Source organism: Kitasatospora sp. NPDC091276 (assembly GCF_040684355.1).
Taxonomy (GTDB): Bacteria; Actinomycetota; Actinomycetes; order Streptomycetales; family Streptomycetaceae; genus Kitasatospora.
In genome coordinates this window covers 10,046-28,322 of sequence record NZ_JBFBFU010000020.1, presented here as the reverse complement: position 1 = coordinate 28,322, position 18,277 = coordinate 10,046, and the positions used below count along the sequence as shown (strand labels likewise).

The 18,277-nt window shown below is 73.0% G+C and carries 17 protein-coding genes and 1 pseudogene; 7 read left to right on the top strand and 11 right to left on the bottom strand.

The genetic code is table 11. From position 1 onward, the window contains the following. Nucleotides 1-16: 16 nt before the first annotated feature. From AB0O19_RS24245 to cobU, 7 genes and pseudogenes are all read right to left on the bottom strand, one after another. A complete protein-coding gene (locus tag AB0O19_RS24245) occupies nt 17-532 on the bottom strand; it encodes a DUF4240 domain-containing protein (RefSeq protein ID WP_350885237.1) in 516 nt (171 codons plus the stop codon). A 211-nt stretch (nt 533-743) separates the two neighbouring features. Further along, nucleotides 744-2,480, bottom strand: coding sequence for a 2-oxoglutarate dehydrogenase, E2 component, dihydrolipoamide succinyltransferase (sucB, locus tag AB0O19_RS24240; RefSeq protein ID WP_363622269.1), 1,737 nt, complete (start codon nt 2,478-2,480; stop codon nt 744-746). A 56-nt stretch (nt 2,481-2,536) separates the two neighbouring features. After that, complete coding sequence (lpdA, locus tag AB0O19_RS24235) at nt 2,537-3,925, bottom strand: dihydrolipoyl dehydrogenase (protein ID WP_363580954.1); 1,389 nt, start codon at nt 3,923-3,925, stop codon at nt 2,537-2,539. A 406-nt stretch (nt 3,926-4,331) separates the two neighbouring features. After that, the gene (locus AB0O19_RS24230) at nt 4,332-5,837 is read right to left on the bottom strand and encodes a leucyl aminopeptidase (RefSeq protein WP_363622267.1); all 1,506 of its coding nucleotides are present in this window, start codon (nt 5,835-5,837) and stop codon (nt 4,332-4,334) included. A 260-nt stretch (nt 5,838-6,097) separates the two neighbouring features. Then, a complete protein-coding gene (locus AB0O19_RS24225) occupies nt 6,098-6,877 on the bottom strand; it encodes an adenosylcobinamide-GDP ribazoletransferase (RefSeq protein ID WP_363622266.1) in 780 nt (259 codons plus the stop codon). An 87-nt stretch (nt 6,878-6,964) separates the two neighbouring features. Continuing rightward, complete coding sequence (locus AB0O19_RS24220; RefSeq protein ID WP_063347305.1) at nt 6,965-8,080, bottom strand: nicotinate-nucleotide--dimethylbenzimidazole phosphoribosyltransferase; 1,116 nt, start codon at nt 8,078-8,080, stop codon at nt 6,965-6,967. A 28-nt stretch (nt 8,081-8,108) separates the two neighbouring features. Then, nucleotides 8,109-8,663 (bottom strand): annotated as a pseudogene (gene cobU, locus AB0O19_RS24215) (bifunctional adenosylcobinamide kinase/adenosylcobinamide-phosphate guanylyltransferase); the annotation flags it as partial. Between the two features lie 135 nt (nt 8,664-8,798). Between cobU and AB0O19_RS24210 the strand changes: the two are divergent. Further along, a complete protein-coding gene (locus AB0O19_RS24210; protein WP_363622264.1) occupies nt 8,799-8,999 on the top strand; it encodes a hypothetical protein in 201 nt (66 codons plus the stop codon). 17 nt (nt 9,000-9,016) lie between these two features. Here the strand turns inward: AB0O19_RS24210 and AB0O19_RS24205 are convergent, their stop codons facing one another. Continuing rightward, nucleotides 9,017-9,757: a methyltransferase domain-containing protein gene (locus AB0O19_RS24205; protein WP_363622504.1), complete on the bottom strand. Its 741-nt coding sequence runs from the start codon at nt 9,755-9,757 to the stop codon at nt 9,017-9,019. 158 nt (nt 9,758-9,915) lie between these two features. Beyond that, nucleotides 9,916-10,506 (bottom strand): DUF3043 domain-containing protein, encoded by a 591-nt coding sequence (locus AB0O19_RS24200; RefSeq protein WP_350886323.1) that lies wholly within the window; start codon nt 10,504-10,506, stop codon nt 9,916-9,918. Between the two features lie 298 nt (nt 10,507-10,804). Here AB0O19_RS24200 and AB0O19_RS24195 point away from each other — a divergent pair, with 298 nt between their 5' ends. After that, a complete protein-coding gene (locus tag AB0O19_RS24195; RefSeq protein WP_363580962.1) occupies nt 10,805-11,608 on the top strand; it encodes a PspA/IM30 family protein in 804 nt (267 codons plus the stop codon). A gap of 37 nt (nt 11,609-11,645) precedes the next feature. Continuing rightward, the gene (locus AB0O19_RS24190; RefSeq protein ID WP_363622262.1) at nt 11,646-11,939 is read left to right on the top strand and encodes a hypothetical protein; all 294 of its coding nucleotides are present in this window, start codon (nt 11,646-11,648) and stop codon (nt 11,937-11,939) included. Between the two features lie 91 nt (nt 11,940-12,030). Here AB0O19_RS24190 and nadA read toward each other — a convergent pair whose 3' ends face one another. After that, complete coding sequence (gene nadA, locus AB0O19_RS24185) at nt 12,031-13,215, bottom strand: quinolinate synthase NadA (protein WP_363622260.1); 1,185 nt, start codon at nt 13,213-13,215, stop codon at nt 12,031-12,033. Between the two features lie 219 nt (nt 13,216-13,434). Here nadA and AB0O19_RS24180 point away from each other — a divergent pair, with 219 nt between their 5' ends. The 3 genes from AB0O19_RS24180 (at nt 13,435) to AB0O19_RS24170 (ending at nt 16,603) form a co-directional block, all read left to right on the top strand. Beyond that, nucleotides 13,435-14,358 carry an NADP-dependent oxidoreductase gene (locus AB0O19_RS24180; protein WP_363622258.1) on the top strand — a complete coding sequence of 308 codons (924 nt, stop codon included), beginning with the start codon at nt 13,435-13,437 and terminating at the stop codon, nt 14,356-14,358. A 193-nt stretch (nt 14,359-14,551) separates the two neighbouring features. Further along, nucleotides 14,552-15,016, top strand: coding sequence for an Lrp/AsnC family transcriptional regulator (locus tag AB0O19_RS24175; protein WP_363622257.1), 465 nt, complete (start codon nt 14,552-14,554; stop codon nt 15,014-15,016). A gap of 219 nt (nt 15,017-15,235) precedes the next feature. Further along, a complete protein-coding gene (locus tag AB0O19_RS24170) occupies nt 15,236-16,603 on the top strand; it encodes a pyridoxal-dependent decarboxylase (RefSeq protein ID WP_244293334.1) in 1,368 nt (455 codons plus the stop codon). Nucleotides 16,604-16,679: 76 nt separating this feature from the next. Here the strand turns inward: AB0O19_RS24170 and AB0O19_RS24165 are convergent, their stop codons facing one another. Beyond that, nucleotides 16,680-17,540, bottom strand: coding sequence for a GNAT family N-acetyltransferase (locus tag AB0O19_RS24165; protein WP_363622255.1), 861 nt, complete (start codon nt 17,538-17,540; stop codon nt 16,680-16,682). Between the two features lie 246 nt (nt 17,541-17,786). On the opposite strand from AB0O19_RS24165, the gene erpA reads away from it, so the two are divergent. Beyond that, nucleotides 17,787-18,140 carry an iron-sulfur cluster insertion protein ErpA gene (gene erpA, locus AB0O19_RS24160; protein ID WP_030391519.1) on the top strand — a complete coding sequence of 118 codons (354 nt, stop codon included), beginning with the start codon at nt 17,787-17,789 and terminating at the stop codon, nt 18,138-18,140. The last annotated feature ends 137 nt before the right edge of the window (nt 18,141-18,277 follow it).

The window sequence follows — 18,277 nt, the reverse complement described above, 5'->3', positions numbered from 1 at the left end:
GCGTGTCTGACGCGTCCTAATCCCCGTAGCGCTCCCAGAGCTTGGGAAACCGTTTCGCCATGACGTCCGGGTCGTCGAAGTCCAGCGCGGCCCCGGCCGGTCGGCCGGACTGCCGCCCGCCCACCTCGGGCAGCGGAAGTCCGGTCAGCTGCTCGTACGCCTCGTCGGCGGCGTAGCCGAGGTCCTCGGCCTCGCCGTCCTCCTCCTCGTCGAACTCGGGCAGCAGGTCCGCCAGGTCGTCCGGCTCGAACAGGGCGCCCTCGAAGACGTCCCGGCCCTGGCCGATCAGCCAGCAGCGGAAGTAGTCGAAGGTGTCGTCGGAGGCGCCGTCCAGCAGCAGGTAGGCGGCGCCCCAGAGGTCGTGGCGGTAGGCCCGCTGGAACCGGGCCTCGAACAGCCGGGCGAAGTCGATGACGTCGTCCGGGGTCAGCTGGACCAGCCGTTCCACCAGCCGGTCGGCCTGCTCGTCCGGATCGCCGTCGGCGTCCTCCCGGGTCTCGTCGATCATCTGCCAGAAGTCGGTCTCGTCCATCACCGCTCCAGCATCCCCGTTCGCCAGCCCCCGCGCATGCCATGGCCCGGCGAAACGCTGGTGATGTTCGACGCAGCCAGGCGCGGCGCGAGACGAGCAGACGCGGCCGGAAGCAGGCGGACAGCAGGCGGGCCCGGGCAACGGCGGAGCCCCGCGCCGTCCAGGGACGACGCGGGGCTCCGTGCAGCCGAAACCGCGGACCGGCAGTGCCTTACAGGCCGAGCTCGACCTCGAACTCGCCGGCCTCCAGGATCTCCTTGACCGCGACCAGGTAGCGGGCGGCGTCGGCGCCGTCCACCAGGCGGTGGTCGTAGGAGAGCGACAGGTAGGTCATGTCACGGATGCCGATGGCGGTGCCGCCGTCGGCCTCGATGACCACCGGGCGCTTGACGGTGGCACCGATGCCCAGGATGGCGACCTGGTTCGGCGGCACGATCACGGTGTCGAACAGCGCACCGCGCGAGCCGGTGTTGCTGATGGTGAAGGTGGCGCCGGACAGCTCGTCCGGGGTGATCTTGCTGTCGCGGACCTTGGCGGCCAGCTCGGCGGTCTTCTTCGAGATGCCGGCGATGTTGAGGTCGCCCGCACCCTTGATGACCGGGGTCATCAGACCCTTCTCGGAGTCCACCGCGATACCGATGTTCTCGGTGTCGAAGTAGGTGATGGTGCCCTCGGCCTCGTTGATCCGGGCGTTGACGACCGCGTGGGTCTTCAGCGCCTGGGCGGCGGCCTTGACGAAGAACGGCATCGGGGACAGCTTGACGCCCTCGCGGGCGAGGAAGCCCTCCTTGGCCTTGCCGCGCAGCGACATGATCTTGGTGACGTCCACCTCGACCACGCTGGTCAGCTGGGCCTGCTCGTGCAGGGCCTTCAGCATGTTGTCGCCGATGACCTTGCGCATGCGGGTCATCTTGACCGTCTGGCCGCGCAGGGCGGACGGCGCGGCGGCGGCCTTCGGCGCAGCGGCCGGAGCGGCGGCGGCGACCGGGGCCGGGGTGGCCTTGGCGGCCTCCGCGGCGGCGACGACGTCCTGCTTGCGGATGCGGCCGCCGACGCCGGTACCGGCGACGGAGGACAGCTCGACACCGTGCTCGGCGGCGAGCTTGCGCACCAGCGGGGTGACGTAGGCGTCACCGGCGTCGGCCACCGGGGCAGCCGGCGCGGCCGGGGCGACGGGAGCCGGAGCGGCGACCGGAGCGGGCGCGGCCGGGGCCACCGGGGCCGGAGCGGCGGCGGCCGGGGCCGGAGCGGCCGGAGCGACGGGGGCCGGGGCAGCCGGAGCGGCGACCGGAGCCGGGGCAGCCACGGGGGCCGGGGCGGCGGCGACGGCACCCGCGGCACCGATCAGCGCGAGCTGGGCGCCGACCTCGGCGGTCTCGTCCTCGCCGACCAGGATCTTCACCACGACACCGGCGATCGGCGACGGGATCTCGGTGTCGACCTTGTCGGTGGAGACCTCGAGCAGCGGCTCGTCGACCTCGACCGTCTCGCCCTCGGCCTTCAGCCAACGGGTGACGGTGCCCTCGGTGACCGACTCGCCCAGCGCGGGCAGCAGGACCGGGGTGGCGTCGGCAGCCGGAGCGGCAGCCGGAGCCGCCGGGGCGGCAGCGGCGACCGGGGCGGGGGCGGCGGGCGCCTCCACGACCGGGGCCGGGGCGGCGACGGGCGCGGCCTCGGCGACCGGGGCCGCAGCGGCGACCGGGGCACCGGAGCCGTCGTCGATGATCGCCAGCTCGGCGCCGACGTCGACGGTCTCGTCCTCGCCGACCTTGATCGAGGCCAGGATGCCGGAGGCCGGCGACGGGATCTCGGTGTCGACCTTGTCGGTCGACACCTCGAGCAGCGGCTCGTCGACCTCGACACGCTCACCCTCGGCCTTCAGCCAACGGGTGACGGTGCCCTCGGAAACGCTCTCGCCCAGCGCGGGCAGTGTTACTGAGACCGCCATGGTTTCAGCGACTCCTATCAAGTCTTGCGTACTGGAAATGGGGGGTGGTGGCGTGATCAGTCGTGCGCGTGCAGCGGCTTGCCGGCCAGCGCCAGGTGCGCCTCGCCCAGGGCCTCGGACTGGGTCGGGTGCGCGTGGATGAGCTGCGCGACCTCGGCCGGCAGGGCCTCCCAGTTGTAGATCAGCTGAGCTTCGCCGACCTGCTCGCCCATGCGGGCGCCGACCATGTGGACGCCGACCACGGCGCCGTCCTTGACCTGGACGAGCTTGATCTCGCCGGCGGTCTTCAGGATCTTGCTCTTGCCGTTGCCGGCCAGGTTGTACTTGAGGGTGACGACCTTCTCCTTGCCGTACAGCTCGACGGCCTTGGCCTCGGAGATGCCGACGGAGGCCACCTCGGGGTTGGAGTAGGTCACGCGCGGGACGCCGTCGTAGTCGATCGGCACCGGCTTGAGGCCGGCCAGGCGCTCGGCGACCAGGATGCCCTCGGCGAAGCCGACGTGGGCCAGCTGCAGGGTCGGGGCGAGGTCGCCGACGGCCGAGATGGTGGGCACGTTGGTGCGCATGTACTCGTCGACCAGGACGTAGCCGCGGTCCATCGCGACGCCGTTCTCCTCGTAGCCGAGGCCGGACGAGACCGGGCCGCGGCCGATGGCGACGAGCAGCAGGTCGGCGTCGATCTGCTTGCCGTTCTCGGTGGAGACGCGGACACCGGCCTCGGTGTACTCGACGCCCGAGAAGCGGGCCTTCAGCTCGAACTTGATGCCGCGCTTGCGGAACGCGCGCTCCAGCAGCTTGGAGGAGTTCTCGTCCTCCAGCGGGACGAGGTGCGGCAGCGCCTCGACGATGGTGACCTCGACGCCGAAGGACTTCCAGACCGAGGCGAACTCGACGCCGATCACGCCGCCGCCGAGGATGACGGCCGACTTCGGGATGCGGTCGAGCTTGAGGGCGTGGTCCGAGGAGATCACGCGGTTGCCGTCGATCTCCAGGCCCGGGATCGAGCGCGGCACGGAGCCGGTGGCCAGGACGATGTGGCGGCCCTCGATGCGCTGGCCGTTGACGTCCACCGAGGTCTGCGAGGAGAGCTTGCCCGCGCCCTGGATGAAGGTGACCTTGCGGGAGGCGACCAGGCCCTGGAGGCCCTTGTACAGGCCGGCGATGACGTCGTCCTTGTACTTGTGGACGCCGTTGATGTCGATGCCCTGGAAGGTGGCCAGAACGCCGAACTCGGCGGCCTCCTTCGTCTCGTCCGCGATCTCGGCGGCGTGCAGCAGAGCCTTGGTCGGGATGCAGCCGCGGTGCAGGCAGGTGCCGCCCAGCTCCCCCTTCTCGACCAGGGCGACGCTCAGGCCCAGCTGAGCGGCGCGGAGCGCCGCGGCGTAACCGCCGCTTCCGCCTCCGAGAATGACTACGTCGAAAACGGTGCTGGCGTCGTTCGCCACGTCACGTCCTCCATGCAATGGGGTGGGTCGCCGGGCCGGTCGCGGTCCGGTGGGTCGGAAGCCTTTGTGAGGCGCCCAGTCGTGCCGGAAATACATCTTCGCACTTGTTCGCGGTGGCTGATGTCCGGGTCCACCCCAGGGGTGTCCCACAGAGCGGTCACCGGGGCGGGAATACCCCCGACGGAAGGGCATCATTGCAGCTCAACGCGGGGTTGACAGCCGCCGGACGGGCGTCGGCGCGGCCCTGCGGCGCCACCTCTTCCGCAGGGTGGAACAAAGTTTCGCCCGCAGCGAACAGAGGTGCGGGGCGGGGTTCCGGCCTACTCGCGGGTAACCGGCGCCGGCGCGCGAACGCCGACGGGGGCCCGGCGCACGCGCGCCGGACCCCCGTCGACTCGGTGCCTGATCAGGCCTTGTTGCCCGCCGCGGTCTGCTCGGCGAACCGGACCAGGGTGCGCACCGCGCTCGCGGTGCCGCCCTTCGGGGTGTAGCCGAACGGCGCGCTCTCGTGGAACGCCGGGCCGGCGATGTCCAGGTGCGCCCAGTCGATGCCCTCGGCCACGAACTCCTTCAGGAACAGGCCGGCCACCAGACCGCCGCCCATCCGCTCGCCCATGTTCGCCAGGTCGGCGATGGTCGACTCGGTCATGCCCTTGCGCAGCTCGGCCGGCAGCGGCATCGGCCAGGACTGCTCGCCGACCTCGCCCGAGACGGTGTGCAGGGTCTCGCGCAGCTCGTCGTTGTTGGACATCACACCGAAGGTGCGGTTGCCCAGGGCCAGCACCATGGCGCCGGTCAGGGTCGCCACGTCGACGATGACGTCCGGGTTCTCCTCGCCGGCGCGCACGATCGCGTCGGCCAGCACCAGACGGCCCTCGGCGTCGGTGTTCAGCACCTCGACGGTCTTGCCGCCGTACATGCGCAGCACGTCGCCGGGGCGGGTGGCGGAGCCGGACGGCATGTTCTCGGCCAGCGCCAGCCAGCCGGTCACGTTGACGGCCAGGCCCAGGCGCTTGGCGGCCACCACGGCGGCGAACACGGCGGCGGCGCCGGCCATGTCGCACTTCATGGTCTCGTTGTGGCCGGCCGGCTTCAGCGAGATGCCGCCCGAGTCGTAGGTGATGCCCTTGCCGATGAAGGCCAGCGTGGCCTTCGCCTTCGGGTGGGTGTAGGCCACCTTCACCAGCCGCGGCGGGTTGGCCGAGCCGTTGCCGACGCCCAGCAGGCCGCCGAAGCCGCCCTTGAGCAGCGCCTTCTCGTCCAGCACCTCGACCTTGAGGCCGTGCTCCTTGCCGGCCGCCTGGGCGATCGCGGCGAAGCTCTTCGGGTTCAGGTCGTTCGGCGCGGTGTTGACCAGGTCACGGGCCCGGTTCATCTCCTCGCCGACCGCGGCGGCGCGCTCCACGGCCGCCTTGGAGTCCTTGCTGCCCTTGCGGGGGGCCAGCACGACCAGCTCGCCGACCGGCTCCTTGCCACTGCCGTCGGCCTTGTAGGTGCCGAAGGCGTACGAGCCGAGCAGGCCGCCCAGCGCGACGGCCTCGACCTCGTCCGCGGACTCGGTCGGCAGGGCCAGCGCGGCCTTCTTGGCGCCGGCCAGGGTGCGGGCGGCGACACCAGCGGCGCGGCGCAGCGCCTCCAGCTGGTAGCCGGCCTCGGCGGCCTCGCCGAGGCCGACCGCGAGCACGAGCGCGGCCTTCAGGCCGGCGGGGGAGGGCACCTTGACGGCCTCGCCCTCGGCGCCGGTCGCGCCCAGGGTGCTGAGGACCTCGGTCAGCTTGCCCTCGAACGCCTCGTTCACGGCCTCGGAGCCGGGGGCCAGCACGATGCCCTTGGGGCCCTTGGCGACACCGACCACCAGGGCGTCCGCGCGCAGCGAGGCGGCGGAGGAGGTGCTCACAGACAATGCAGTCACGTAATGCGTCCTGTTCTTTCGCGGTCCACGGCCGGTTGCGGCGAGGCTGCCGCACCGGCGCAACCCGCCGTCGCAGGCCGGACCGCCCGGCGTGACCCGGGTCCGGGCCCCCTGGCGCGCGCACCCGCGCAGGTCGCGGCCACGCACACCAGAGGCCCCGGCTCCTCGGGTCACGCCGGGCGGGCAGGACCTGCGACGGTGCAGGGCTGCGGTGCTCCCCGCATGGTAGTCCGCATGGTGGGATCACGCGCCGCCCGGTATCAGCCGAGCAACGCCAGGGCGAACAGCGAGGCGGTCGCGGCGGTTTCCGCCATCGCGCCGAGCACGTCTCCGGTGATTCCGTCGAACCGCCGTACGCAGCGCCGGAGCAGCAGCTGGGCGCAGCCGATGCCGAGCGCAACGGACAGGGGGAGGCGGAGGATTGACGATCCGTCAAACAGCCCGAGTGCGGCCAGGGCGAGCGCCGCGGCGGCCGTCCCCGCGACCGCTCCGGCGGGTGCCACGGTGCCCGCCACCATCGCGCCCAGGCCGCCCGGCCGGGCGGCCGGCACCGACCGCAGGCAGCCCCAGGCGAGCGCGCACCGCGCGGTCACCGCCGACGCCAGCACCGCGAGCGCGCCGCGCGTGGTCGACTCGGCGAACTGTCCGGCCAGCGCCGCGATCTGGGCCAGCAGCACGAGAACGAGGGTCAGGACGCCGAACGGGCCGATGTCGGACTGCTTCATGATGCGCAGCGCGTCCTCGGCCGGCTTCCCGCTGCCCAGGCCGTCGGCCACGTCCGCCAGACCGTCCAGGTGCAGCCCCCGGGTGAGCGCGGCCAGCACCCCCACCGCCGCCACCGCCCCGAGCAGCCCGCCGGCCCGCCAGGCCACCAGCGCCCCCGCCCCGGCGCCCGCCGCGCCGAGCACCAGCCCCACCACCGGGGCCGCCGTCATCGCCCGCGCCGCCGCGGCCCGGTCCCACCGCTCCACCCGCACCCGCAGCACGGACAGCGTCCCGAACCCGAAGCGGAGCCCCTCGGCCCAACTGGCGCGCTGCACGACGTGTTTCCCTCCGAACGGAAGCGCCCCGTCCGATGTGCCGGACGGGGCGCCCATGATCCTGGTGCCACGGGTTGCTGCGGGTTCCTACAGCCGCCGCAGCAGGTCCGCCGCCGACGGCAGCTTCGGCTGCTCCTTCGGCGCCGACGGCACGAACGGCCGCGGGGCCTCGTCCGCGAGCGCGTCGCCCGCGGCCTGGAGCAGCGGCAGGGCCAGCAGCGCGCCGAGGCCCTCGCCCATGGTGATCCCCTGGTCCTGCAACGGCGTCAGGGTGAGGCGGTCGTAGGCCTTGGCCTGGGCGGGCTCGCCGCTCGACTGCCCGGCCCGCCACCACTCCGGCGCCCGGAAGGCGATCCGCTGCGCGACCAGCGCGCAGGCCGCCGAGACGACGCCGTCCAGCACCACCGGGAGCCGTCGCACCGCGGCCTGGAGCAGGAAGCCGGTGATCGCCGCGAAGTCGGCCCCGCCGGTGGCGCCGAGCAGCGCCAGCTGGTCGCCGAGGACGGGCCGGGCCCGCCGCAGGGAGTCGCGGATGGTGGCGCACTTGACCATCCAGACCCGGTCGTCGACGCCGGAGCCGCGCCCGGTGACGGCGGCCGCGTCCGTTCCGCACAGCGCGCCGACCAGGACGGCGGCGACGGTGGTGGCGCCGACGCCGAGGTCGCCGAGCAGCACCAGGTCGGTGCCGGCGTCGGCCTCCTCGTCGGCGACGGCCATGCCGGCCCGGAAGGCCCGCGCGGTCTCCTCGGGGGTGAGCGCGTCCTCGACGTCGATCCGGCCGGAGCCGCGCCGGATCCGGTGGGTGACCACGTCGTCCGGGAAGTCGGCGGGGTCGGCGTCCACCGCGACGTCGACGACCCGCACCTCGGCGCCGTAGCGCCGGGCCAGCCGGGTGACCGGCGCGGTGCCGTCCAGGACGGCGCGCACCCGCGCGGCGGTGCCGCCCTTGGCGGGCAGCCGGGACACCCCGAGCGCGGCCACGCCGTGGTCGGCGGCGAACAGCAGCACCTTGGGGGCCGACACCGGCCGCACGGGGGATCGCCCCTGTACGGACGACAGCCAGCTGCCCAGCTCCTCCAGCTTGCCGAGCCCGCCGCGCGGCCGGCCGGCCTCCTGCCAGCGTTCCTCGGCGGCCCGTCGGGCGCTCTCGTCGGGGCGCTCGACGAGCGAGGAGAACGTATCGAGATCCACGGTCGTGTCCATCGTCCGGAAGGCTACACGCCGCAGATGTTCAGGCGGCGGCTGGCTTGACGGTCAGAACCTGCCCGGCCACGACCAGCAGCACACGCTCGGAGGCGTCCGCCACGGCCATGTTCAGCCGGCCCAGGGTGTCGCGGAAGCGCCGGCCGGCGGCGGTCGCCGGGACGACGCCCATCCCGACCTCGTTGCTGACCGCGACGGCCGTGCGCCCGGTGGCCGCCCAGGCCCGCGCCAGGGCCTCGCAGCGCCGCTGGACGGCGGCCTCCCCACCCGTCGCCCAGGCCGCGTCGTCCCAGGCGCCGCACTCGTCCATCACGGCGGTCAGCCACAGCGCCAGGCAGTCGACCAGTACCGGCGCCGGGTCGGTCCGGTCGGCCAGCACGGCCTCCAGGTCGCAGGTCTCGGCGGTGCGCCAGCTCGCCGGCCGCCGCTCGCGGTGCAGCGCGACCCGCTGGGCCCACTCGGCGTCGCCGTCCCGGGTGCCGCCGGTGGCCACGTACAGGACGTCCGGGTGGTCGGCGAGCAACTGCTCGGCCCGGGTGGACTTGCCGGAGCGGGCGCCGCCGAGCAGCAGCGTGCGGGGGAGCGGGTGGTGGATCGCCATGCCGCCCATCCTGCCCGACCGGTCATCCGGACCGTCCGGCCAGGCATACGGAAGATCGGGCCGGGCAGGCTAAGGTGCGCAGCACGCAGGCAGCGTCGTCGGTGGGAGGAGCCGGGCATGGTCTGGACGTGGCGGTACGAGAAGGCGAACGGCACCGCGGTGGTGCCGGAGGGCGCTCAGGAGGAGTTCGCCGGTCAGGGGGACGCCGAGACCTGGATCGGGGAGTCCTGGAAGCAGCTCGCCGAGGACGGCATCGACACGGCGGTCCTGCTGGACGACGACCGGGTGATCTACTCGATGAGCCTGCACGAGGCGTAACCGCCGTCGCGGGGCCGCTACTTGGCGCCGACCACGTGCAGCAGCGCGGCGACCCGCCGGTACGGGTCGGTGCGGCCGGCCCGGTCCTCGGCCTCCAGCAGCTGGGCGAGTTGCCGCCCGTCCACCGGCGGGGTCGCGTCGTCGGGCGCGTTGTCGGTGAAGACCCGTACGCCGTACCAGTGCTTCAGCGGCACCGACACCTCGGAGAGGGTGACGGTGAGGTCGGCGAGGCGGTCGGCGCGGGCGGCCAGCCCGAGACGGTTGTAGTACCGGTCGCTCTCGAAGGCGTGCAGGGCGGCCCGCCAGTCCCCGGCGGCGGCGGGCCGCAGGGCGAGCGCGTCGCGGTTGCGGACCAGCAGCGAGAGCAGCCCGCCCGGCGCCAGCAGCCGGGCCAGCGAGGCGATCATCGGGTCGGGGGCGGGCAGGTACATCAGGACGCCGTGGCAGAGCACCACGTCGAAGCTGCGCGGGCCGAACCAGCGCCCGCACTGGTGGGCGTCGCCGCTGAGCAGTTGCAGCCGGCCGGCAACCTCCGGCGGTTCCTCGGCGAGCGCCCCCTGGGCGACGCCGAGCGCGACCGGGTCGGAGTCGATGCCGGTGACGTAGTGGCCGGCCCGGGCCAGGCGCAGCGCCTGGGTGCCCTGGCCGCAGCCGATGTCGAGGACGCGCTGCGCGGTGCGGCCGGCCAGCTGCTCGGCGAGCTGCCGGGAGACCAGCTCCTGGCGGACGAAGTCGCGCAGTCCGCCGAGCCGGTCCAGCCAGGCGCCGGTACCGCCGGCGAAGGAGCCGCTGCGCGAGGGCAGCCGGCGCTCCTGGCCGATCCGGTCGTGGCCGCCGTCCCCCTGCCCCGGCAACGCGTACAGGCCGGGCCCCTCCCAGGAAGGGGGGGCCCAGCCGGAGTCCACCGGTTCGGCGGTCAGGGCTTCTCCCCGCGCCGCACCTGCGGCTTGGGCAGTCGCAGCCGGCGCATCTGCAGGATGCGCATCAGGCCGTAGGCGACCGCGCCGCGGGTGTTCTGGCCGGCGAAGCGCTCGGCGAACTGCTTGCGCAGACCGAAGCCGAGGCGGACGAAGTCCAGGATCACCAGCACGAAGAACAGCAGGAACAGCAGCGTGGACAGCAGCTGGATGGCGGGCACCTTGATGATGCTCAGCACCAGGATGACCACGGCGGCGGGCAGGAAGAACTCGGCGAGCGACCAGCGGGCGTCCACGTAGTCGCGGGCGAACTTGCGCACCGGGCCCTTGTCACGGGCCGGCAGGTGGCGCTCGTCGCCCTCCAGCAGCGCGGTGCGCTGCTTCTCGCGCTCGGAGCGCATCCGCTCGCGGGCCTGGCGGGCGGCCTCCTTGCGGTCCTTGGGCACCGTCACCCGGGTGCGCCGGTTGGCCTCGGCCTCACTGCGCTTGGGCGTTGGCCGGCCCTTCTTGGCCTGGGGGTGGCGGGTCTCGTCCGGCTTCTCCAGCACGGTGGCGGAGGCGGCTGCATCATCTGAACGGCGTCGGAACACACCACCAGCGTACGGGGTGCCGGGCGGCTTCTCGGGGTCCCCTCGGACCCAAACGCGTATCAATCCGCGAGGTCGGCGCCCGCCGGGGTTTCCCGGCCCCTTCCCGTAGGGGATCAATCGGATGGACTATGGAGGGGATGAGAGGCGGATCCACCCGGGGGAGGAGGAACTCCGCTGGTCGCTGTAGCAGTCTTGTAGCAGGCAGGTGCACTGCGGCGACGGGCTCGCTGCACATACACTCGTCGTGTCTGGTATCGAGATAGAGACCGCAGGCCGGAGAAGGGGGCACCCGAGGCCCATGAGCGACGGAATCATGAAGCGTATGGGGTTGATCTTCCGCTCCAAGGCGAACAAGGCCTTGGACCGGGCGGAGGATCCCCGAGAGACGCTCGACTACTCCTACCAGAAGCAGCTCGAACTGCTGCAGAAGGTACGGCGTGGCGTCGCGGACGTCGCGACCTCGCGCAAGCGCCTGGAACTCCAGCTGACCCAGCTCCAGCAGCAGTCGGCGAAGTACGAGGACCAGGGCCGCAAGGCGCTGTCCCTGGGCCGCGAGGACCTCGCGCGCGAGGCGCTGACCCGCCGGGCCAACATGCAGTCCCAGATCACCGACCTGGAGACGCAGTACCAGGCCCTCCAGGGCGAGGAGGAGAAGCTCACGCTCGCCTCCCAGCGGCTGCAGGCCAAGGTGGACGCCTTCCGCACCAAGAAGGAGACCATCAAGGCCACCTACACCGCCGCTCAGGCGCAGACCCGCATCGCCGAGTCCTTCTCCGGGATCTCGGAGGAGATGGGCGACGTCGGCCTGGCCATCCAGCGGGCCGAGGACAAGACGGCCCAGATGCAGGCCCGGGCCGGTGCGATCGACGAGCTGCTGGCGTCCGGTGCGCTCGACGACTCCAGCGGTCTCGGCCGCAAGGACGACATCGAGGCCGAGCTGGAGCGGGTGGCCGGCGGCACCGACGTCGAGCTGGAGCTGGCCCGGATGAAGGCCGAGCTGGGGGGCCCGTCCTCCGGTCCGGCCGCGATCGAGCAGGGCAATTCGCAGCAGCCGCAGGCCCAGCCGCAGCAGGACACCCCGCGCATCAACTACAACAAGTGATCTGAGCTCCATCCCACGAACCAGGGAGACGCACGGCATGATCATGAGGGTCATGGGTGAGGGGCAGTACGAGGTGGGCGAGTCCCACCTGAACCTGCTCAACGAGCTCGACGCCGAGCTCGTCACCGCAGTGGAGTCGGGGGACGAGGAGCACTTCCGTCGGGCCTACGGCAAGCTGCTGGACGCGGTGAAGCAGTTCGGCACTCCGGTGCCGCTGGATTCACTGGCGCCGTCCGAGCTGATCCTGCCGAGCGCCGAGGCGACGATCGACGAGGTCCGCGAGATGTTGATGGCCGACGGCGAGGGTGTGATCCCGGGCTACCCCGAGTAGCCGCCGCGGCCGGTGCCAGACGAAAGGGCGGGTCCCCTCCGGTGGGAGGGGACCCGCCCTTCGTCGTGTCCCGGCGGCCGGGCCGGGCCGGCTACGGCAGGGCCAGCATCCGGTCCAGCGCCGCCTTGGCGTACTTCTCGGTCTCCGGGTCGACGGTGATCACGTTCGGCACCCGGCCCTCGACCAGCGACTCCAGCGCCCAGACGAGGTGCGGCAGGTCGATCCGGTTCATGGTGGAGCAGAAGCAGACCGTCCGGTCCAGGAAGACGATCTCCTTGTCCGGGTGCGCCTTGGCCAGGCGGCGGACCAGGTTCAGCTCGGTGCCGATGGCCCACTTGGAGCCGGGCTCGGCGGCGTCCAGCGCCTTGATGATGTACTCGGTCGAGCCCACCATGTCGGCGGCCGAGACGACCTCGTGCTTGCACTCGGGGTGCACCAGCACGGTGACGCCGGGGATCCGCTCGCGCACGTCGTTCACCGAGTCCACGCTGAACCGGCCGTGCACCGAGCAGTGGCCGCGCCACAAGATCATCTTGGCGTCCCGCAGCTGCTCGGCGGTCAGGCCGCCGTTCGGCTTGTGCGGGTTGTACAGGACGCAGTCGTCCAGCGAGAGGCCCAGATCGCGGACCGCGGTGTTGCGGCCGAGGTGCTGGTCGGGCAGGAACAGCACCTTCTGGCCCTGCTCGAAGGCCCACTCCAGGGCGCGCTCGGCGTTGGAGGAGGTGCAGATGGTGCCGCCGTGCCTGCCGGTGAAGGCCTTGATGTCGGCGGAGGAGTTCATGTACGAGACCGGGACGGTGACGTCGGCTATGCCGGCGTCGGTCAGCACGTCCCAGCACTCGGCGACCTGCTCGGCGGTGGCCATGTCGGCCATCGAGCAGCCGGCCGCGAGGTCCGGGAGGACGACCTGCTGGGCGTCGCCGGTCAGGATGTCGGCGGACTCGGCCATGAAGTGCACGCCGCAGAAGACGATGTACTCGGCCTCCGGGCGGGCCGCCGCGTCCCGCGCGAGCTTGAAGGAGTCGCCGGTGACGTCGGCGAACTCGATCACCTCGTCGCGCTGGTAGTGGTGTCCGAGGATGAAGACGCGGTCACCGAGCGCGGCCTTGGCGGCGCGGGCGCGCTCGACGAGGTTCGGGTCGGAGGCCGGGGGGAGGTCGCCGGGGCACTCGACGCCGCGCTCGCTGTTCGGGTCGGCCTCGCGGCCGAGCAGCAGCAGAGCGAGCGGCGTCGGAGTGGGGTCGACGCCGTGGGTCTCGGTGATGGTGGTGGTCACGGGCGGGTGCCCTTCTGTGCGGCCGATCAAGCCTGAAGCCTTTTCGTCTATCTGACGCTATCTATGATAACCGGTTGGCGTCAGAGCGACGATGGCCATTCTGTCGATGTGACGAGAACCGCTCGCCGAATCGGACCCCGGCGGAACCGGATGACCGTTTTGGGGTGGTCCTGGCGTGGCCGAATCGATATCCGGCCGGGCCCGGGTATGGCTGAGGCCATGAAGGCAATCGCGATCAACCGCTACGGCGGCCCCGAAGTCGTCGAGTACACCGACCTGCCCGACCCCAAGGTCGGTCCGGACTCGGTCCTGGTGCGGATGCGGGCGGCCGGGGTGAACCCGGTGGACTGGAAGATCCGGGACGGCGCCCTGGACGGCCTGCTGGACGCGCACTTCCCGCTCGTCATGGGCTGGGACCTGGCCGGCGTGGTCCGCGCCGTCGGCGGCGGCGTCACCGAGTTCGCGCCCGGCGACGAGGTCTACGGCTACGTCCGCAAGGACACCGTCGAGCACGGCACCTACGCCGAACTCGTCTCCGCCCCGGTCCGCACCCTCGCCCGCAAGCCGGCCGCACTGGACTGGGCCCAGGCCGGCGGCCTGCCGCTGGCCGGGCTCACCGCGCTGCAGAGCCTCAAGGCACTGCGGCTGCGGGCGGGGGAGACCCTGCTGGTGCACGCCGCGGCCGGCGGGGTCGGGCACCTGGCCGTCCAGATCGCCCGGGCCCTCGGAGCCCGGGTGATCGGCACCGCGGGCGAGCGCAACCACGACTACCTGCGCGGCCTCGGCGCCGAGCCGGTGCTCTACGGCGAGGGCCTGGCCGACCGGGTCCGGGCGCTGGCCCCGGGCGGGGTCGACGCGGCCCTCGACCTGGTCGGCCACGGCGCCGTCCCGCTCTCGGCGAGCCTGGTGGCGGACCAGAGCCGGATCGCCTCGATCACCGACTTCGGGGTGAAGGCCCTCGGCGGCCACTACGTCTGGGTCCGCCCGGACGCCGCGGACCTCGCCGAACTGGCCGCTCTCGCCGACGACGGCCGGCTGACCGTCACCGTCGCCTCCACCTTCCCGCTCTCCCAGGCGGCCTCCGCCCAGGCGCTCAGCGCCGAGGGCCGCACCCGGGGCAAGATCGTCCTGCTGGCCGACTGACGGCGGACCGGCTGCCGACCGGCGGCGGACCACCGGCGGACCACCGGCCGTCATCTGCCAGCGGTGAACTCGCTCCTGACATCCGCCAGAATGGTTGGCGAACCGTTTCGGCAGCCGCCCCTACCGCCCTCCGTCCGAGGGCCCGCCGCCCGAGGCCGCAACCGACCCGTACGACCCGTGGAGCCCCGCACCGATGACCAGCAGCCGAGCGCACGAGGTGGTCGGGACCGACCTGGACGAGACCGACCGGCTCCTGCTCGCCCGGCTCGGCCGCGACGGCCGCGCCTCGTACGCCGAGATCGGCCTCCAGGTCAACCTCTCCGCCACCGCCGTGCGCCGCCGGATCGACCGGCTGCGGGCGCGCGGCGTGGTGCGGGGCTTCACCGTGGTGCTCGACCCGTCGGTGCTCGGCTGGCAGACCGAGGCCTTCGTCGAGGTCTACTGCCGCGAGCGGACCGCCCCCGAGGAGATCCTCGCCAGCCTGCGCCAGTTCCCCGAGGTGATCGCCGCCTGGACGGTCACCGGCGACCCGGACGCCCTGGTCCACCTGCGCGCCGCCGACATGCGCCACCTGGAGGCCGTCATCGAGCGCATCCGCCGCGAGCCCGGCGTCCAGCGCAGCCGCTCCTCGGTCGTCCTCTCCCAGCTCATCGGCTAGGGCGCGCCCCGGCCCGCCGGCCCCCGTCCGGCCCCCTCCGGCCGGTGCGCAGGAATCCTGCGCGGACCGGCCCGAAGACGCCCGAAAGCTGCCTGACCAGCCGGGTTCCGACGCGCGGCGAACCCCTCCCGCTGCCTACGCTGATCACGTCCGGTCCACGCGGTGAACCGCCCCGCCGACCGGGCATCCCCCGACACCCCACAGCCGAGAGGGACAGCCGTGTCCGCAGCCCCCGACCGCATGCACCGGCCCGACAACGAACTGGTCGACCTGGTTTTCGACTACATGCGGGACCGGCTGCAGTACGACCCCGTCCCGCTCGACCACCCCGGTGACGGCGAGCACCTGCGCGCCCAGCTGGCCGGTCTGCTGAACGCGGACGGCAACGCCCCCGCCGACGTGCTCAAGCTCTACGACCACGAGCTGTCCCGCGCGGTGATCTCCGCCGACAGCCCGCGCTACCTGTCGTTCATCCCGTGCGCCCCGACCAAGGCCGCGCTGCTCTTCGACATGGTGGTCTCCTGCGCCTCCCTGCAGGGCATCTCCTGGCTGGAGGCGGCCGGCGCGATCGCCGCCGAGAACCAGGTGCTGCGCCTGATCGCCGACCGCGCCGGCCTGCCCGCCTCGGCCGGCGGCACCTTCGTCTCCGGCGGCTCCGCGGGCAACCTCTCCGCCCTCGTCGTCGCCCGCGACACCGCCCGCCGCAAGCTGGGCGTCGGGCCGGAGGCGCGGCTGCGGATCGCCGTCGCCGACCAGGTCCATTCCTCGGTCAAGAACACCTTCAACATCATCGGCGTCGAGGCCTTCAAGGTCCCCACCGTGAACCGCCGGTTCACCGGCGAGGCGCTGCGCGCCGCGCTGGCCGCCGACCCGAACCCGGAGACCGTCATCGCGGTCGTGGGCACGGCCGGGACGACCAACGAGGGCATCGTCGACGACCTCAAGGGCCTGGCCGAGGTCGCCCGCGAGCGGGACCTGTGGTTCCACGTCGACGGCGCCTACGGCGGCGCGGGCCTGTTCGCCCCCTCGGTGCGCGAGCGCTACAACGGCATCGAGCACGCCGACTCCTTCGTCGTCGACCCGCACAAGTGGCTGTTCGCCCCCTTCGACTGCGCCGCGCTGATCTACCGCAACCCGCAGCTCGCCCGGGCCGTGCACACCCAGGACGCCTCCTACCTCGACGTCCTGCACACCGAGGGCGACGAGTGGAACCCCACCGACTACGCCTACCACCTCACCCGGCGCGCCCGCGGCCTGCCGCTGTGGTTCTCCCTCGCCGTCCACGGCACCCAGGCCTACACCGACGCCATCGAGGCCGGCCTCACGCTCGCCCGGGACACCGCCCAGCTCATCCGCGACACCGACCACCTGGAGCTGCTGTTCGACCCGCAGCTCTCGGCCGTCTGCTTCAAGCGCAAGGGCTGGACCAACGAGGACTACTACCGCTGGTCGCAGCAGCTGCTCGCGGACCAGATCGGCTTCGTCACTCCCACCGGCTGGGACGGCGAGACGGTCGCCCGCTTCGCCTTCCTGCACCCGGGCACGACGATGGACATGGTCCGGGAGATCCTGGACACCATGGCCTGATCGGCCCCCGGCGACCCGTGGCCCCCGTCGGAGCAGGCAGCCGGCGGGGGCCCCGCCGTCCCGTCGTCCCGTGGGTTCACAGGAAGGCGCCGCTCGGCAGGTACGGCGCCGGCGGCCGCATCCCGCGCAGCCCGACGAAGCCCCGGCTCCGCGGGGTCAGCCCCACCTCCAGGCCGACGTCCAGCGCCCACTCCTGCTCGGCGGTCAGGAACTCCACCCGCGCCTCGACCCCGTCCGGCACCCGGGCCAGCGCCTCGCGCAGCAGCCGGGCGGCGATCCGCTTGGTGGTGGCCGCCAGCAGCTTCACCTCGCCGCCGTCCCGGTAGCAGTAGCCGCTGCCGGCCAGCGCGTCGGCGATCAGCAGTTCCTCGAAGTGGCCCAGCATCAGCTCGTGGTCCGGGCCGTGCGCGGACCCGCGCAGCCGCCGGTCCACCGAGTCCAGCAGGTGCCGGTGGACGGCGCCGCCCCGGTGCACCGGGATGTCCCCCGGGTCGAGCAGCCCGGCCCGGTCCACCCGCCCGGTCAGCCGCATCGCCGGGTGCAGGGTGAACCCGGCCAGCCGGTAGCGGCGGGCCGCCGCCGGGGACGCCGACGCGCAGACCATCCCGCGCAGGCAGCCCCGCGAGTGCGCCGCCGCCCGTTCCAGCAGCAGCCGCCCGACGCCCTTGCCCTGCGCCTGCGGCCGGACCGCGAACAGCGACGGCGCCCACAGGCCCTCCCGGCGCATCGACAGCACCGCGCCGACCGGCTCCCCGCCGCTCTCCGCCAGCCAGCAGCCCTCCGGATCGGTGCGGGCCAGATGTCTGGTCCGGGCGAGCTGCAGCGGGGTCGGTGCGGGCGCCGGACCGGGCAGGGCCGGATCGGCGAACGCGGCGAGGGAGAGCTCCTGGACGGCCTCCGCGTCGGCGGCGGTGTCCCTGACCTGGCGCAGGATCATGGCCACCATCCTGGCGTCCGCGGGCCCGGCCCGGGGCCGGTTCCCCGGATTCCGCGGCTCGGGCGGTGACCCACCCTCCCGGGTTGTGCGAGCATGGGGAGCGTAGGGGACGCGGGTGGCACACCCGGCCCACGGAAATTCCGCCACCAGCAAGCCGACGAAGACAATCGCCGTTCGGGAAATGAATCCGGACGGCCGTTGGTTGGCACTGGGGGCAAACCGTCGTCAAAGACCGGGAGAAAGCAGATGACCGTCCAGGACGAGACCACCGTCGAGAGTGGCATCCTCCTTACCGATGCCGCCGCGGCCAAGGTCAAGGGCCTGCTGGAGCAGGAGGGCCGCGACGACCTCGCACTTCGCGTCGCCGTCCAGCCCGGTGGCTGCTCCGGCCTGCGTTACCAGCTGTTCTTCGACGAGCGCTCGCTCGACGGCGACGTGCTCAAGGACTTCGACGGTGTCAAGGTCGTCACCGACCGGATGAGCGCCCCGTACCTGGGCGGCGCCACCGTCGACTTCGTCGACACCATCGAGAAGCAGGGCTTCACGATCGACAACCCGAACGCCACCGGCTCCTGCGCCTGCGGCGACTCGTTCAGCTAGGCAGCACCGCTCGACGCTCGTTCGAGCCGCAGTACGGAGGCGGGGGCCGCGGGGAGCACCCCGGGCGCCCCCCCCCGGGCGCCCCAAGAAGAGCCGGGACGGGGCGCCCGCGCGGGATGTGCCCGCCCGCGGCCCAA